The sequence below is a fragment of the Streptomyces sp. NPDC107575 genome (genome assembly GCF_055657265.1).
This window is the reverse complement of sequence record NZ_JBVKBG010000004.1, coordinates 629,216-645,128: the sequence shown is the minus strand read 5'-3', so window position 1 is coordinate 645,128 and position 15,913 is coordinate 629,216. Positions and strand designations below refer to the sequence as shown.

Below are 15,913 nucleotides of genomic sequence, written 5' to 3'. Positions count from 1 at the left end.
CCGGGCTCAACTCTACGGCAGCACCTGTGCCCCACGTCACTCCGTCCGCTTCCGGGTGGCGTCGCCCGGGAGGCGCCCGGTGGTACACGCCTACGCAGGTCGCAGGTGCACGATGTCGCCCGCGCCGACCGCCTCCCGGCCCCCGCCCTCCGCGGCGATCACGAGACGGCCGTCGCCGTCCACGGCCACCGCCTCGCCGACCAGGTCCCGGTCGCCCGGCAAGATCGCCCGGACCTGGCGGCCGAGCGTGCCGCAGCCCGCCGCGTACGCCTCCTGCAGCCGGGAGAGCGCGGGGTCGCCCTCGGCCGCGCACCACTCGACGTACCACTTCTCCAGGGACCGCAGCACGGCCCGCAGCACCGGCTCGCGGTCGGAGACCTTCGCGCCGGCGAGGGTGAGCGAACCCGCCGTCGGGACGGGCAGCTCGTCGGCGCGCAGCGACACGTTCAGGCCGACGCCGATCACGACGGCGTCCGTACCGGCCCGCTCCAGGAGGATGCCGCCCGCCTTGCGCTCCTCGCCGTCGACCGTGAGGAGCACGTCGTTGGGCCACTTCAGGGCGGTGTCGACACCGGCCGCCGAGGACAGCGCCGTGGCGACCGCGACCCCGGTGAGCAGCGGCAGCCACCCCCAGCGCTCGACGGGCACCTCGTGCTCCCCCGGCTTGAGCAGCACCGAGAAGAACAGGCCCGAGCGCGGCGGCGCCGACCAGCTCCGGTCGAGCCGCCCGCGCGCCGCGCTCTGCTCCTCGGCCACGAGCACGGTGCCCTCGGCCACGGGCCCCTCCGAGGCCCGCCGCACCAGATCCGTGTTGGTGGACCCGGTGCGGGGCACCACCTCCACGGACGACCAGAGGCCGCCTTCCTTGAGCAGGGACCGGCGGAGCCCGGCCTCGGCCAGGGGCGGCCGGTCCAGGTCGGACCAGGGGTTTGCGGGTGCGTCTGAACCATCTCGCGGCGTCATGCAACCCAGCCTAGGTGTGGCAAAGACCGCACTGCTGAACGGTATTCAGGCCACTACGCTACGAATCAGTAGCCCCACTCCCCTTTCTCGAACCGTCCCCCGACCGTCCCCGTGAGCAGCGACGAAGCAGGCAGGGAGCCGCATCCCGATGTCCGAGTTGGAACAGCCGACAGCGCAGATCGACATCCACACGACCGCAGGCAAGATCGACGACCTGCGGCGCCGGATCGACGAGGCGACCCACGCCGGGTCCGCACGCGCGGTCGAAAAGCAGCACGCCAAGGGCAAGTTGACCGCACGCGAGCGGATCGAGCTGCTGCTCGACGAGGACTCCTTCGTGGAGCTGGACGAGTTCGCCCGGCACCGGTCGACGGACTTCGGCCTTGACGCCAACAAGCCGTACGGCGACGGCGTCGTGACCGGGTACGGCACGGTCGACGGCCGCCCCGTGGCCGTGTTCTCGCAGGACTTCACGGTCTTCGGCGGCGCCCTCGGCGAGGTCTTCGGGCAGAAGATCATGAAGGTGATGGACTTCGCGCTGAAGACCGGCTGCCCGGTCATCGGCATCAACGACTCCGGCGGCGCCCGCATCCAGGAGGGCGTCATGGCCCTCGGCATGTACGGGGAGATCTTCCGCCGCAACACCCACGCGTCGGGCGTCATCCCGCAGATCTCGCTCGTGGTCGGGCCGTGCGCGGGCGGCGCCGTGTACTCCCCCGCCATCACCGACTTCACGGTCATGGTCGACCAGACCTCGCACATGTTCATCACCGGACCCGACGTCATCAAGACGGTCACCGGTGAGGACGTCGGTTTCGAGGAGCTGGGCGGCGCCCGCGCGCACAACACGCGTTCCGGTGTCGCGCACCACATGGCGGGCGACGAGAAGGACGCGATCGAGTACATCAAGTCGCTGCTGTCCTACCTGCCGTCGAACAACCTGAGCGAGCCGCCCTCCTTCCCCGAGGAGGCGGACCTCGCGCTCACCGACGAGGACCGCGAGCTCGACACCCTCATCCCGGACAGCGCGAACCAGCCGTACGACATGCGCACGGTGATCGAACACGTCGTGGACGACGCCGACTTCTTCGAGACGCAGTCGCTGTTCGCGCCGAACATCATCACCGGCTTCGGCCGCGTCGAGGGCAGCCCGGTCGGCATCGTCGCCAACCAGCCGATGCAGTTCGCCGGCTGCCTCGACATCCACGCGTCGGAGAAGGCCGCGCGGTTCGTCCGCACGTGTGACGCCTTCAACGTGCCGGTGCTGACCTTCGTCGACGTCCCCGGCTTCCTGCCCGGCGTCGAGCAGGAGCACGAGGGCATCATCCGGCGCGGCGCCAAGCTGATCTATGCGTACGCCGAGGCCACGGTCCCGCTCATCACGATCATCACGCGCAAGGCCTTCGGCGGCGCGTACGACGTCATGGGCTCCAAGCACCTGGGCGCCGACCTCAACCTGGCGTGGCCCACCTCGCAGATCGCCGTCATGGGCGCGCAGGGCGCGGTCAACATCCTGCACCGCAAGACCATCGCGGCGGCCGACGACGTCGAGGCCACCCGCGCCGAGCTGATCCAGCAGTACGAGGACACCCTCCTCAACCCGTACACGGCGGCCGAGCGCGGCTACATCGACGCGGTCATCCTGCCCTCCGACACCCGCTCCCACGTGGTGCGCGGCCTGCGTCAGCTGCGCACGAAGCGGGAATCACTGCCCCCGAAGAAGCACGGCAACATCCCGCTGTAAGGAGCGCCGCTGTGATGATCAAGGTCGTACGGGGCAATCCGACCCCCGAGGAGCTGGCCGCCGCACTGGCGGTGGTCCAGGCGCGCGCCGCGGCGGTCCCGGACGCCCCGGACGCGGCGGAGGGCCGGGACGCGTGGTCCGACCCGTCCCGCATCGCCCGGCACCGGCTGCCCGCCCCGGGGGCGTCGAGCTGGTCCAGGACGTACTGGCCCGCGTGATCACCCACGGGCCCGCGTGAATTAGTCCTTTCGTGGCGGGGCGCCTGAGTACGCGTACTCAGGCGCCCCGCACGCGCGAGCAGCACCATGCTGTATGTGCTGTGGTCAGACCCCGATGACGAGCCCCCAGAGGAGCTCCGCGAAACGCAGGCGATGCTGCGGCGCGCGGGCTTTGTGCTGGCCCTGGCCATGGTCGTCATGTTCCTGATGCTGGGGACCGCGTAGGGCCGACGCCAGGGACCTCGCAGGGCGGCCGGGGAATGCCCTGCCGTTCCGTGGATAACCTGAGCCGCATGACTGCTCCACGCCGCCTGATCCTGGCCTCCCAGTCCCCCGCCCGCCTCGGCCTGCTGCGGCAGGCCGGGTTCGCCCCCGAGGTGATCGTCAGCGGGGTCGACGAGGAGGCCGTGACGGCCCCGACGCCCGCCGAACTCGCCCTCGCGCTCGCCGAGGCCAAGGCGTCCGTGGTCGCGGCGCGCCCCGAGGCGGGCGGCGCCGTCGTCATCGGCTGCGACTCCGTGCTCGACCTCGACGGCGAGGCGCTCGGCAAGCCGGCCGACGCCGAGGAGGCCACCGCCCGCTGGAAGTCGATGCGCGGCCGCGCGGGCACCCTGCAGACCGGCCACTGCGTCTACGACACGGCGAGCGGCCGGTACGCCTCGGGCACCGCCTCCACCGTCGTCCGCTTCGGCGAGCCGAGCGACGCGGAGATCGCCGCGTACGTGGCGACCGGCGAACCGCTCTACGTGGCGGGCGCGTTCACCCTGGACGGCCGCTCGGCCCCGTTCATCGACGGCATCGACGGCGACCACGGCAACGTGATCGGGCTCTCGCTGCCGCTGCTCCGCCGCCTCCTCGCCGAACTCGGCATCGGCATCACGGAGTTGTGGGCGCCGGCGGAGTAGCGGGACCGTTCTGCGCGGGGCTGTCCCCCTGCGTCTCCCGCTCCCCCTGCTCGTGCCGGTCGTACGCGACCAGCGTGAGCACGAGCAGGGCGAGCACGACCATCATGAACACGAAGCTGAACCAGCCCACCAGGCTGATCGAGAACGCGCCGAGCAGCCCGTGCACGACGGCCGCGCTGATCAGCAGGATCCGCCCGAACCCGCCCGGCGCCCTGTCGACGCTCGCGGTGCGCGCGAGCACGATCCCGCACAGCACCAGGTACAGCCCGAACAGGCCGCCCGCGATCCACGCGCCCACGGACATCGCCCGCGGGTCGAGCCCGGCGAGGGACATGTCCTGGTTGTCGACCACCAGGCCGAGGAACCAGTTCAGGAGCACGATCCCGAACGCCTCCGCGAACAACACGATCGCGGCAACCCACGCCACCGGCCTGCGAGCCACCGGCCCCCACCCACTTCCACTGACTGTTACCGCTAGTACGGCCAAGACATCCCGAACGCTACTAACGGGTAAACCCCGGTACAAGGGTTCTGTCGAGGTTCCCGCGAAGGCAAAGAATCGTTGGGCCATTCGTAGGGACTCCACAAAGAAAGCCGACGGGCCGCAGCACGGTCTCACAGAGACCTTGGCCACAGAGGCGGGCTAGGGTTGCGGTGAGGGATCGCGCGTATCCAGGCGCGACAAGGGATTTCACCTACCGGGTGGACCCCGGGTGACACTGCGTGTGGGCAAGCTCACGCCCGGGGACGCCTCGTGGGTCCGTGTCGGCAGTCCCTAAACTCAGCTTGTTTCAGTGAGTCAAGCTTCACGGTGACCCGCCGACCGCCCCGGCTCGGGCGACCACGGCCGGGGGTCCGGGGGATGCCCCCGGGAAGACACAGCAAGGAGGGAGCCATCGTGCGCAAGGTGCTCATCGCCAACCGTGGCGAAATCGCTGTCCGCGTGGCCCGGGCGTGCCGGGACACGGGGATCGCGAGCGTTGCCGTCTACGCCGAGCCGGACCGGGACGCCCTGCACGTCCGTGCGGCCGACGAGGCCTTCGCCCTTGGCGGGGACACCCCGGCCACCAGCTACCTGGACATCGCCAAGGTGCTCCAGGCGGCGAAGGACTCCGGCGCGGACGCGATCCACCCCGGCTACGGATTCCTGTCGGAGAACGCCGAGTTCGCCCAGGCCGTCCTCGACGCGGGCCTGATCTGGATCGGCCCGCCCCCGCACGCCATCCGCGACCTCGGCGACAAGGTCGCCGCCCGGCACATCGCGCAGCGCGCGGGTGCCCCGCTGGTCGCCGGCACCCCGGACCCGGTCGAGGGCGCCGACGAGGTCGTGGCGTTCGCCGAGGAGCACGGCCTGCCGATCGCGATCAAGGCCGCCTTCGGTGGCGGCGGCCGCGGCCTGAAGGTCGCCCGCACCCTCGACGAGGTGCCCGAGCTGTACGAGTCCGCGGTGCGCGAGGCCGTCGCCGCGTTCGGTCGCGGCGAGTGCTTCGTCGAGCGCTACCTCGACAAGCCGCGCCACGTCGAGACGCAGTGCCTGGCCGACCAGCACGGCAACGTCGTGGTGGTCTCCACCCGTGACTGCTCGCTGCAGCGCCGCCACCAGAAGCTGGTGGAGGAGGCCCCGGCCCCGTTCCTGTCCGACGCCCAGCTGGAGCAGCTGTACAGCTCCTCGAAGGCGATCCTCAAGGAGGCCGGCTACGTCGGCGCGGGCACCGTCGAGTTCCTCGTCGGCGCGGACGGCACGATCTCCTTCCTCGAGGTCAACACCCGTCTCCAGGTCGAGCACCCGGTCACCGAGGAGGTCGCCGGCATCGACCTCGTGCGCGAGATGTTCCGCATCGCCGACGGCGAGGAGCTCGGCTACGGCGACCCCGAACTGCGCGGCCACTCCTTCGAGTTCCGCATCAACGGCGAGGACCCGGGCCGCGGCTTCCTGCCCGCCCCGGGCACCGTCACCAAGTTCGACCCGCCGGCCGGGCCCGGCGTCCGCCTGGACGCGGGCGTCGAGTCCGGCTCGGTCATCGGCCCGGCCTGGGACTCCCTGCTCGCCAAGCTGATCGTCACCGGCCGCACCCGCAAGGAGGCCCTGCAGCGGGCCTCGCGCGCGCTCGCCGAGTTCGAGGTCGAGGGCATGGCCACCGCCATCCCCTTCCACCGCAAGGTCGTCACGGACCCGGCGTTCGCCCCCGAACTGACCGGCAGCGAGGACCCGTTCACGGTGTTCACGCGCTGGATCGAGACCGAGTTCGTCAACGACATCGAGCCGTTCGCCGCCCCGGCGCCCGGTGAGGACGAGGACGAGGCGGGCCGCGAGAACATCGTCGTCGAGGTCGGCGGCAAGCGCCTGGAGGTCTCCCTCCCCGCGGGCATGGGCATGTCCCTGGCCCGCACCGGCCTGAACGCCGGCGCCAAGCCGAAGCGCCGCGCCGCCAAGAAGTCCGGCTCGGCCGTCTCCGGCGACACCCTCGCCTCCCCGATGCAGGGCACGATCGTCAAGATCGCGGTCGAGGAGGGCCAGGAGGTCAAGGAGGGCGACCTCGTCGTCGTCCTGGAGGCCATGAAGATGGAACAGCCCCTGAACGCCCACAAGTCGGGCACCATCAAGGGCCTCTCCGCCGAGATCGGCGCGTCCCTCACCTCGGGCGCCGCGATCTGCGAGATCAAGGACTGACGCCCAACCGGCGTACACCGAGGGCCCGTCGACCGTCCTGGTCGGCGGGCCCTCGGCCGTACCTCCCCACTCACGTGTCGGCGCGCACCCAGCCGGTGCCGTTGTGCGCGACGTCCAGGGCCAGCACGCCGAAGGCGACGGTCAGCAGCGCGAACCCGGCGTACGCGAGTGCGTCGACGCCCGAGATCCAGCCGACGACGTTCACCGGCATCGCGGCCATCAGCACCCAGGCCGCCCAGGCGGGGACCGCGTGGCTGCGCAGCAGCGCGATGCCGAACAGCACGGAGCCGATGACCATGCCGGCGATGAACCAGATCCCGGCGACCGCGAGGACGGGCAGATTGTCGGCGCCGTCGATCACCTTCACGATCGACGCCTGACCCACGCCCTTGTCGAGGCCGGCCAGCGTGACGAAGTCGTACGACGGCGTCGCGTTGACCAGCAGGACGCCGCCGCCGAACAGGACGAGCCCGGCGAGCCCGAGCCGGAGCGAGCGCGCCATGACGTACACACCGACCAGCAGGACCGCGGTCGTGAGCAGCAGCGCCATGGCCAGCCACGCCCAGGCGGCCGCCTTCTCCTGCCCCTCGTGCGCGGCGATGTCGGCGACGATGTTCCGCGTCTTGTCCTCGGTCATGTCGTACGGCGACAGCAGCGAGGCGACGATGAACAGCAGCGGCCCGAGCACCAGCACGGCGGCCATGACGGCCCGCAGCGGACGGATCCTTTCGACGGCGGCCCCTGAGGCGGTCGCCGGTACGTGCGCGGACGAAGGTGTGGCGGTCATGGCGTTCCCCCTGAAGCCCGTGGATGCCACCGGATTCCACCAGTGAAGCGGCCGCCTCCCCCGCCGGACCAGCCGTCAATTCTGAGGGGCGCTCACTCCCCCAGGAGCCCCGCCTCGCGCCCCCTGCGCAGCAGCGCCGCCGTGTGCCCTGCGTTCAACTTGCGGTGCAGAGCGGCCACGTATCCGCGTACGGTCGTCAGCGAGATCCCCATCGCACGGGCCGCCTCGGCGGGGGTGCGGCCGGCGTCGATGTGCTCCAGGGTGCGGTGCTCCCGCTCGGTCAGGCCGAGCGCGCGGGCGGCGGCGCGGCCCGGCGCGAGGTCCCGCAGCAGCAGGAGCCGCGCCACGCCGGGCACGGCGCACTCCACTGCCCGTACGTCGATGTCGTGCGCCCTGAAGGCGCCGCGCGTGCCGGTCCGCGGGTCGCCGTCCAGGCGCGGCAGCAGCTCCGCCGCGACGGCGTCGAGCGCCCGCACCGCACCGTCCCCGGCCACCGCGGCGACGCCCTGCCCGCGCCGCCCGGCGGACGCGAGCGCGGCGGCGATCAGCGCGTACATCCGCTGCCGCTCGGCCAACAGCCGTTCGGCGGCCGCGAGCTGGGGCTGCGCGTAGCCGAGCAGATCCCGCTGCTCCTCGGTGAAGTCGGTGCCGCCGCGCAGCAGCGCGTAGCCGGAGACACCCGTCCCGTCCCGGCCGCTGGCGACGAGGTGGCGGTGCATCCCGAAGGGGCGGAAATCAAGGTTGTAGCAGTGGGTGCGCCGCCAGTCGCGGTCCCCGGCGACATCGCTCACCCGCCAGGCGCCGCCCGTCCCGGACAGCAGCATGGGGCCGGTCAGCGGGTGGTCCACGGGGTGCTCGTAGATGACGGCGGGGTCGGCGTGGAAGGACTCCGCGGGCAGTGCGAGCGCCCGCACGGCGCCGTCCCGCGCGGCGAAGTGGTACCACTGGGCGCCGTCGGCCGGGATGAGGCGGGCGAGGCCGCGGACCGCGCGGGAGCGCAACTCGGCCACGTCCACGGCCTCTTCGAGTTCCCGGACGAGCTGCCGCACTCCTCGCCGGCCCGCGTCAGTGATGTCCATGCCGCGCTCCAGGGCGCCTCGCGCGAGCGCCCTCCGCGTCGACGCTACTGCGGTAGCGATCCCTCCGCACCGTCGCGGTCCCGCGATCGGGCATCCTTGAAGTCCTGCGCACGCCCAGGGAGGCCCGATGACGACCGCCGAGCACGATCGCTCGCGCCGCATGCGCGCGGACGCACGCCGCAATTACGAGCGGCTGCTCGCGCAGGCCCGGATCGCCTTCGCCGAGCACGGCACGGGCGCCTCCCTGGAGGAGGTGGCCCGCGGGGCCGGGGTCGGCATCGGCACGCTGTACCGGCACTTCCCCAACCGGCACGCGCTGATGAGCGCCGTCTTCGAGGAGGCGGTGAACGATCTGCTCGACCGCTCCCGGGCGCTGCTGGACGCTCCGCAGCCCTGTACGGCGCTCGTGACCTGGCTGCGCGAGATCATCACGCACGCGAGCGAGTACCGGGGGCTGTCCCGCGCCCTCATGTCGGCCTCGCAGGACGCGAGTTCGGCGCTGGCGCGGTGCAGTGATCCGATGCGGGAGGCCGGCCAGGCGTTGCTCTCGCGAGCGCAGCGGGTGGGGGCGGTGCGGGAGGACGTCTCCATGACGGACCTCCTTCAGCTCACCAACGCGATTGCCCTCGCGGCGGAGGAGACTCCGTCGGACCCGGGACTGGCGGATCGCCTGCTGCGCCTGACCTTGCGCGGCATCGCCTGTTGACCGGCACCGGCAAATCAAGCCCCTGCGGCGATTGAGCAGCGGGGTCTGGGGCAGAGCCCCAGGAGCGCAACGCCGGACGGGTGCAACGATCAGCGGCGACGAAGATCGGCCACCCGGGCCGTCCGCTCGGGCGGGGTGTCCAGGGCGGCGGAACGCAGCGAATGGCCACCCGGAAGCTGACCACGCCGCTGCCCCGGCAATGGCACATCCCGACGCGCCTGCCGCGCCGGGACGGATTCACCGCCCCCGGTAGGGTCCTCCGCCCCGGCCCCCGCGACAGCGACCTGCACACCCTGATCGGCCAGCGCCTGAAGCTCCGTCGCCGCCCGGTCGTCGTGCGCCGGCGGCTCGTCCGTCACAAGACGCGTGATCACATCGGTCGGCACGGTCTGGAACATGGTGTCCGTACCGAGCTTGGAGTGATCCGCGAGCACGACGACCTCGGACGCGGCCTGCACGAGCGCCCGGTCCACGGACGCCGACAGCATGTTGGACGTGGAGAGGCCGCGCTCGGCGGTCAGACCGCTGCCGGACAGGAAGGCGCGCGAGACTCTCAGACCCTGCAGGGACTGCTCCGCCCCGCTGCCCACCAGCGCGTAGTTGGAACCCCGCAGCGTGCCACCGGTCATGACGACCTCGACCCTGTTGGCATGGGCGAGTGCCTGTGCCACGAGGAGCGAATTGGTGACGACGGTCAGGCCCGGCACACGCGCGAGCCGGCGGGCCAGCTCCTGCGTGGTCGTCCCCGCGCCCACCACGATGGCCTCGCCCTCTTCGACGAGACCCGCGGCGAGATCGGCGATGGCCGTCTTCTCTGCGGTCGCGAGATGTGACTTCTGCGGAAAGCCGGACTCCCGCGTGAATCCGCCCGGCAATACCGCACCGCCGTGCCGGCGGTCGAGGAGTCCTTCTGCCTCCAGTGCGCGCACGTCCCGCCGTACGGTCACTTCAGAGGTCTGGACGACGCGGGCGAGCTCACGGAGCGAAACCGCTCCGTTGGCTCGCACCATTTCGAGGATCAATTGACGACGTTCTGCAGCGAACACGAAACTGACAGTAACCCCAACGACCGTCTGCTTTCAGCAGTTTGCGCCGAATTACAGATTCTGTTCGCACAGGAAGGGCTGAAGTGGTATAGGCGCGAACGACCGCCTACCCACCACGCCTATGCCCCGCGCATGGGCCGCAACTCACCGTGACCTGCGGCCCGTTGCCGGAAATCAGCTCTCTTCGGCGATCTTCCGCGTGTGCAGCTGCCGCGCCACTTCGGCGATCGAGCCCGACAGCGAGGGGTACACGGTGAACGTGTTCGCGATCTGCTCGACGGTCAGATTGTTGTCGACCGCGATCGAGATGGGGTGGATCAGTTCCGAAGCGCGCGGGGCGACGACCACTCCGCCGACCACGATGCCCGTGCCCGGACGACAGAAGATCTTGACGAAGCCGTCCCGGATGCCCTGCATCTTCGCGCGCGGGTTGCGCAGCAGCGGCAGCTTGACGACGCGGGCGTCGATCTTGCCCGAGTCGACGTCGGCCTGCGTGTAGCCGACGGTCGCGATCTCCGGGTCGGTGAAGACGTTCGACGAGACCGTCTTGAGGTTCAGCGGCGTCACCGCGTCGCCCAGGAAGTGGTACATCGCGATGCGGCCCTGCATCGCGGCGACGGACGCGAGGGCGAAGACGCCGGTCACGTCGCCGGCCGCGTACACGCCGGGAGCGGTCGTGCGGCTGACCTTGTCGGTCCAGATGTGGCCCGACTCCTTGACCTTGACGCCCGCTTCCTCCAGGCCGAGGCCCTCGCTGTTGGGGACGGCGCCGACCGCCATCAGGCAGTGCGTGCCGGAGATGACCCGGCCGTCGGAGAGCGTGACCTCCACGCGATCGCCGACGCGCTTGGCGGAGGCGGCGCGGGAGCGGGCCATGACGTTCATGCCGCGGCGCCGGAACACGTCCTCCAGGACGGCGGCGGCGTCCGGGTCCTCGCCCGGCAGCACGCGGTCGCGGGAGGAGACGAGGGTGACCTTGGAGCCGAGGGCCTTGTAGGCACCGGCGAACTCGGCGCCGGTGACACCGGAACCGACCACGATGAGCTCCTCGGGGAGCTCGTCCAGGTCGTACACCTGCGTCCAGTTGAGGATCCGCTCGCCGTCGGGCTGCGCGTCGGCCAGCTCGCGCGGGTGGCCGCCGGTGCACAGCAGCACGGCGTCGGCGACGAGGGTCTCCTCGCTGCCGTCGGCCGCGGTGACGATCACCTTGCGGGAGCCGTCGAGCGCCTGCTGGCCGTCCAGGCGGCCCTTGCCGCGCAGCACGCGCGCGCCCGCGCGGGTGACGGAGGCGGTGATGTCGTGGGACTGGGCGAGCGCGAGGCGCTTCACGCGGCGGTTGACCTTGCCGAGGTCCACGCCGACGACGCGGGCCGGGCTGTCCGGGTCGGGGGTGTCGTCCTCGACGATGATGCCGAGCTCTTCATAAGAGGAGTCGAAGGTGGTCATCACCTCGGCCGTGGCGATCAGGGTCTTCGACGGCACGCAGTCGGTGAGCACCGACGCCCCGCCGAGGCCGTCGCAGTCGACGACGGTCACCTCCGCGCCGAGGGACGCGGCCACCAACGCCGCCTCGTATCCGCCAGGTCCGCCACCGATGATCACGATCCGAGTCACATGCCCCATTGTCCCGCACGCTTCAAGCCCGCACCGAGCCGGGGCCCCCGTCCGGGCGCGGGGCGCGCGTATCTCCTCGTAAGAGGGGTGCTTCCGTTACTCACGAGACACGTGGGTCCACTGACGTACGCTCGGTCCCATGTCGCTCTACGCCGCGTACGCCGGCAATCTCGACGCGCGGCTCATGACGCGCCGCGCCCCGCACTCGCCGCTGCGCGCGACCGGCTGGCTGAACGGCTGGCGGCTCACGTTCGGGGGCGAGCACATGGGCTGGGAGGGCGCACTCGCCACGATCGTCGAGGCGCCGCGTTCACAGGTCTTCGTCGCGCTGTACGACATCGCTCCGATGGACGAGGAGTCGATGGACCGTTGGGAGGGCGTCGGCCTCGACATCTACCGGCGGATGCGGGTCCGCGTGGACACCCTGGAGGGCGAGGAGCCCGCGTGGCTCTACGTACTGAACGGGTACGAGGGCGGTCTCCCCTCCGCGCGGTACCTGGGCGAGATCGCCGACGCGGCCGAGTCCGCGGGCGCGCCGCACGACTACGCGATGGAGCTGCGCAAGCGCCCCTGCTGAGGGCGCCCGGAAGCGCTTCCCGCACCCCCGTTCGTCGGAAACGACAAAGCAACGATCACAAGGACGTGACCTCCGACATCTACGCGCGTAGGCAACGACAGGCTACCCTCGTCGGCGTGAACGCTTCTCTTACTCCGGACAACGTCCTGGCCGACCCGTACGCAGCCGCCGACGCCGCCGCCGCGCGGCTGCGCGAGCTGACGGGCGCCGAGACCCACGACGTCGCCCTCGTGATGGGCTCGGGCTGGGCGCCCGCCGCCGAGGCGCTGGGCGAGCCCGCCGCCGAGTTCCCCTTCACCGAGCTGCCCGGTTTCACCGGCGCCGCGGTGGCGGGCCACGGCGGCACGGTCCGCTCGTACCAGGTCGGCGAGAAGCGCGCCCTGGTCTACCTGGGCCGTACGCACTTCTACGAGGGCCGCGGCGTCGCCGCCGTCGCGCACGGCGTGCGCACGGCCGCCGCGGCGGGCTGCAAGACCGTCGTGCTCACCAACGGCTGCGGCGGTCTGCGCCAGGGCATGCGCCCGGGCCAGCCGGTCCTGATCTCGGACCACATCAACCTGACGGCGGCCTCGCCGATCGTCGGCGCCAACTTCGTCGACCTCACCGACCTGTACTCGCCGCGGCTGCGCGCGCTGTGCCAGGAGATCGACCCGAGCCTGGAAGAGGGCGTGTACGCCCAGTTCCCCGGCCCGCACTACGAGACCCCCGCCGAGGTCCGGATGGCCGGGATCCTCGGCGCCGACCTGGTCGGCATGTCCACCACCCTGGAGGCCATCGCGGCCCGCGAGGCGGGCGCCGAGGTGCTCGGCATCTCCCTGGTGACGAACCTGGCGGCGGGCCTGTCCGGCGAGCCCCTCAACCACGAAGAGGTCCTCCAGGCGGGCCGCGACTCGGCGACCGCCATGGGCGACCTGCTGACGAAGGTCCTCGCGAAGATCTGATCCCCGGCTGCCGGGCCCCGTTCCCGCAGAATGTGGGCGCCGGTCCGGACAATCAAGCCCCTGCGGCGATTGAGCAGCGGGGTCCGGGGCAGAGCCCCGAGACCGCAACCCCGTTGCAGGCCAAGAACTCCCCGTAAGGAATGCGAACCGTGACCGAATCAGGCAGCACACCGCTCGACCGGGCGAAGACCTGGCTCGCGGAGGACCCCGACCCGGAGACCCGCGAGGAGCTCGCCAAGCTCATCGAGACCGGCGACCTGGAATCGATCGCGGAGCGCTTCGCGGGCACGCTCCAGTTCGGCACCGCGGGTCTCCGCGGTGAGCTGGGCGCGGGCCCGATGCGGATGAACCGTGCGGTGGTCATCCGCGCGGCCGCGGGCCTGGCGGCGTACCTGAAGGCCAAGGGGCAGACGGACGGGCCGGTCGTCATCGGCTACGACGCGCGCCACAAGTCGGCGGACTTCGCGCGCGACACGGCCGCCGTGATGGTGGGGGCCGGGCTGCGCGCCGCGGTCCTGCCCCGCCCGCTGCCCACCCCCGTGCTCGCCTTCGCCATACGGCACCTGGGCGCGGTCGCGGGCGTCGAGGTCACGGCCTCGCACAACCCGCCGCGCGACAACGGCTACAAGGTCTACCTCGGCGACGGCTCGCAGATCGTGCCGCCCGCAGACGCGGAGATCGCCGCCGAGATCGACGCGGTGGTGTCCCTCAACGACGTACCGCGCGCGGAGTCGGGCTGGGAGACGCTCGGCGAGGACGTCCTGGAGGCGTACCTCGCGCGCACGGACGCGGTCCTCGCGCCGGGCTCGGCCCGCGGCGCCCGCACCGTCTACACGGCGATGCACGGCGTCGGCAAGGACACCCTCCTCGCCGCCTTCGCCCGCGCGGGCTTCCCCGAGCCGGTACTCGTGCCGGAGCAGGCCGAGCCCGATCCGGACTTCCCCACGGTCGCGTTCCCGAACCCGGAGGAGCCGGGGGCGATGGACCTGTCCTTCGCGACGGCCCGCTCGCTGCCCGAGGCGCCGGACCTGATCATCGCCAACGACCCGGACGCCGACCGCTGCGCCGTGGCCGTGCCGGACGGCGGCGACTGGCGGATGCTGCGCGGCGACGAGGTGGGCGCGCTCCTCGCGGCGCACCTGGTGAAGCGGGGCGTGAGCGGCGTGCTCGCCGAGTCGATCGTGTCGTCCTCGCTGCTCGGCCGGATCGCCGAGGCGGCGGGCCTCCCGTACGAGGAGACGCTGACCGGCTTCAAGTGGATCGCCCGCGTCGAGGGCCTGCGCTACGGCTACGAGGAGGCGCTCGGCTACTGCGTCGACCCCGAGGGCGTGCGCGACAAGGACGGCATCACGGCGGCGCTGCTCGTGACCGAGCTGGCGAGCGAGCTGAAGGCCCAGGGCCGTACGCTCCTCGACGCGCTCGACGACCTGGCGCTGGCGCACGGGCTGCACGCCACGGACCAGTTGAGCGTGCGGGTCGAGGACCTGTCGGTGATCGCGGACGCGATGCGTCGTCTGCGGGAGGCTCCGCCGGTGGAGCTGGCGGGGCTCGCGGTGACCCGCGCGGACGACCTCTCCGAGGGGGAGGGCGGGCTGCCTCCCACGGACGGGCTCCGGTACACCCTGGACGGGGCGCGGGTCGTGGTGCGGCCGTCGGGGACGGAGCCGAAGCTGAAGTGTTACCTGGAGGTCGTGGTGGCGGTCGCCGATCGGTCGGCGTTGCCTGCGGCGCGGGCCACTGCCGTGGAGCGGTTGGCGGCGATCAAGCGGGACCTTGCGGTTGCGGCAGGAATTTAGTTCGGCGTCAGCCGTGGTTGCGGTCCCGGGGCTCTGCCCCGGACCCCGCTGCTCAATCGCCGCAGGGGCTTGATTTTGCCCAGCCGCTAGATGCGCCACGAGGGCTCAATAGGTGGCTAGCCGAGCGCGATGAGCACCACGAGGAGCACAGCTCCCACGAACGCCGGGGCGATGATTTCGTAGGCCCAGCGGGTCTTCGGGGTGCCCTGGGAGGTGTCGGCGCCGGCGCGGGTCTCGTGGAGGTCGCGGAGTTCGTCCATGGCCTGGTCGCCGGGCGAGCGCTGTTCGGTCACCGGGAGGCCGCTGGCCCCCGTGGGCGTGCGGCCGCCCTTGGCCGCACGCATCTGCTGGCGCTGCGCCTTGCGCCGGCCGCGCAGCGACACGGGGATGGACCAGAGCTGGTACTTGGTGCCCTCCTCGACGAGCACCTCGTTCGAGTACCCGGACCTGAAGCCCGAGACCGTGGCCCACGGCAGCGTGATGTCACGGAACGGGTTGCGCACGCGCAGCCGGTCCTCGTTCCCGAAGACGGCCGGCCGGATCGTGAACGCGACGACGAGCGGCACCACGAACAACAGCACGGCGAGCACCGTCCAGGGCGTCCGCCCCTCCCCGTTGACCACCGCGTCGCCGCCCAGCCAGGCGCCCATCAGGATCAGCGCGACACCGCCCGCGATACCGGCGGGAGACCGATAGATCCGGTCTGTTGCCTGCGGAGGTGTGGTCTGGCTGCTCGTCATGGCTCGATTGTGCCCGACCCGTCAAGCCCCATGGCCGTCAGCTGGCCGATTGAGCGGCTGGGCAAGATCAAGCCCCGCCGGCGATTGAGGCGCGGGGTCCGGGGCAGAGCCCCGAGACGTCAACCC

16 protein-coding genes are annotated in these 15,913 nt (G+C 71.7%); 9 read left to right on the top strand and 7 right to left on the bottom strand.

Going from position 1 to position 15,913, the window contains the following annotated elements; all coding sequences use genetic code 11:
• Positions 1–90: 90 nt before the first annotated feature.
• On the bottom strand, positions 91–963 hold the full coding sequence (locus ACZ7L4_RS22615; RefSeq protein WP_472104965.1) for a biotin--[acetyl-CoA-carboxylase] ligase: 873 nt from the start codon (positions 961–963) through the stop codon (positions 91–93).
• 148 nt (positions 964–1,111) lie between these two features.
• On the opposite strand from ACZ7L4_RS22615, the gene ACZ7L4_RS22610 reads away from it, so the two are divergent.
• The 4 genes from ACZ7L4_RS22610 to ACZ7L4_RS22595 all read left to right on the top strand — a co-directional run bounded on the left by ACZ7L4_RS22610 (position 1,112) and on the right by ACZ7L4_RS22595 (position 3,830).
• Positions 1,112–2,707 carry an acyl-CoA carboxylase subunit beta gene (locus ACZ7L4_RS22610; RefSeq protein ID WP_450815682.1) on the top strand — a complete coding sequence of 532 codons (1,596 nt, stop codon included), beginning with the start codon at positions 1,112–1,114 and terminating at the stop codon, positions 2,705–2,707.
• An 11-nt stretch (positions 2,708–2,718) separates the two neighbouring features.
• Positions 2,719–2,925, top strand: a complete 207-nt coding sequence (locus tag ACZ7L4_RS22605) for an acyl-CoA carboxylase subunit epsilon (RefSeq protein ID WP_472104963.1) — start codon at positions 2,719–2,721, stop codon at positions 2,923–2,925.
• A 96-nt stretch (positions 2,926–3,021) separates the two neighbouring features.
• On the top strand, positions 3,022–3,150 hold the full coding sequence (mmpB, locus tag ACZ7L4_RS22600; protein ID WP_385764471.1) for a morphogenic membrane protein MmpB: 129 nt from the start codon (positions 3,022–3,024) through the stop codon (positions 3,148–3,150).
• 68 nt (positions 3,151–3,218) lie between these two features.
• Positions 3,219–3,830, top strand: a complete 612-nt coding sequence (locus ACZ7L4_RS22595) for a nucleoside triphosphate pyrophosphatase (protein ID WP_472104961.1) — start codon at positions 3,219–3,221, stop codon at positions 3,828–3,830.
• Here ACZ7L4_RS22595 and ACZ7L4_RS22590 read toward each other — a convergent pair.
• Positions 3,802–4,272, bottom strand: coding sequence for a hypothetical protein (locus tag ACZ7L4_RS22590; protein WP_472104959.1), 471 nt, complete (start codon positions 4,270–4,272; stop codon positions 3,802–3,804). The two genes, ACZ7L4_RS22595 and ACZ7L4_RS22590, sit on opposite strands and share 29 nt — an antisense overlap.
• A gap of 456 nt (positions 4,273–4,728) precedes the next feature.
• Between ACZ7L4_RS22590 and ACZ7L4_RS22585 the strand changes: the two genes are divergently transcribed.
• Positions 4,729–6,501: an acetyl/propionyl/methylcrotonyl-CoA carboxylase subunit alpha gene (locus ACZ7L4_RS22585; protein WP_450817151.1), complete on the top strand. Its 1,773-nt coding sequence runs from the start codon at positions 4,729–4,731 to the stop codon at positions 6,499–6,501.
• A 70-nt stretch (positions 6,502–6,571) separates the two neighbouring features.
• Here the strand turns inward: ACZ7L4_RS22585 and ACZ7L4_RS22580 are convergent, their stop codons facing one another.
• Positions 6,572–7,288, bottom strand: a complete 717-nt coding sequence (locus ACZ7L4_RS22580) for a hypothetical protein (protein WP_472104957.1) — start codon at positions 7,286–7,288, stop codon at positions 6,572–6,574.
• A 92-nt stretch (positions 7,289–7,380) separates the two neighbouring features.
• Complete coding sequence (locus ACZ7L4_RS22575; protein WP_472104955.1) at positions 7,381–8,367, bottom strand: helix-turn-helix transcriptional regulator; 987 nt, start codon at positions 8,365–8,367, stop codon at positions 7,381–7,383.
• A 160-nt stretch (positions 8,368–8,527) separates the two neighbouring features.
• Here ACZ7L4_RS22575 and ACZ7L4_RS22570 point away from each other — a divergent pair, with 160 nt between their 5' ends.
• The gene (locus ACZ7L4_RS22570) at positions 8,528–9,073 is read left to right on the top strand and encodes a TetR/AcrR family transcriptional regulator (protein WP_472105642.1); all 546 of its coding nucleotides are present in this window, start codon (positions 8,528–8,530) and stop codon (positions 9,071–9,073) included.
• Positions 9,074–9,162: 89 nt separating this feature from the next.
• Here ACZ7L4_RS22570 and ACZ7L4_RS22565 read toward each other — a convergent pair whose 3' ends face one another.
• Positions 9,163–10,119 (bottom strand): DeoR/GlpR family DNA-binding transcription regulator, encoded by a 957-nt coding sequence (locus ACZ7L4_RS22565; RefSeq protein WP_472104953.1) that lies wholly within the window; start codon positions 10,117–10,119, stop codon positions 9,163–9,165.
• A gap of 174 nt (positions 10,120–10,293) precedes the next feature.
• Complete coding sequence (locus ACZ7L4_RS22560) at positions 10,294–11,742, bottom strand: NAD(P)H-quinone dehydrogenase (RefSeq protein ID WP_450817149.1); 1,449 nt, start codon at positions 11,740–11,742, stop codon at positions 10,294–10,296.
• 130 nt (positions 11,743–11,872) lie between these two features.
• Between ACZ7L4_RS22560 and ACZ7L4_RS22555 the strand changes: the two genes are divergently transcribed.
• From ACZ7L4_RS22555 to ACZ7L4_RS22545, 3 genes are all read left to right on the top strand, one after another.
• Entirely contained in the window at positions 11,873–12,310 is a 438-nt protein-coding gene (locus tag ACZ7L4_RS22555; RefSeq protein ID WP_385764484.1) for a gamma-glutamylcyclotransferase family protein, read from the top strand.
• A 116-nt stretch (positions 12,311–12,426) separates the two neighbouring features.
• On the top strand, positions 12,427–13,251 hold the full coding sequence (locus tag ACZ7L4_RS22550; RefSeq protein WP_450817148.1) for a purine-nucleoside phosphorylase: 825 nt from the start codon (positions 12,427–12,429) through the stop codon (positions 13,249–13,251).
• A gap of 149 nt (positions 13,252–13,400) precedes the next feature.
• Positions 13,401–15,047 carry a phospho-sugar mutase gene (locus ACZ7L4_RS22545; RefSeq protein WP_472104950.1) on the top strand — a complete coding sequence of 549 codons (1,647 nt, stop codon included), beginning with the start codon at positions 13,401–13,403 and terminating at the stop codon, positions 15,045–15,047.
• A 116-nt stretch (positions 15,048–15,163) separates the two neighbouring features.
• Here the strand turns inward: ACZ7L4_RS22545 and ACZ7L4_RS22540 are convergent, their stop codons facing one another.
• Entirely contained in the window at positions 15,164–15,787 is a 624-nt protein-coding gene (locus ACZ7L4_RS22540; protein ID WP_472104948.1) for a PH domain-containing protein, read from the bottom strand.
• Between the last annotated feature and the right edge of the window lie 126 nt (positions 15,788–15,913).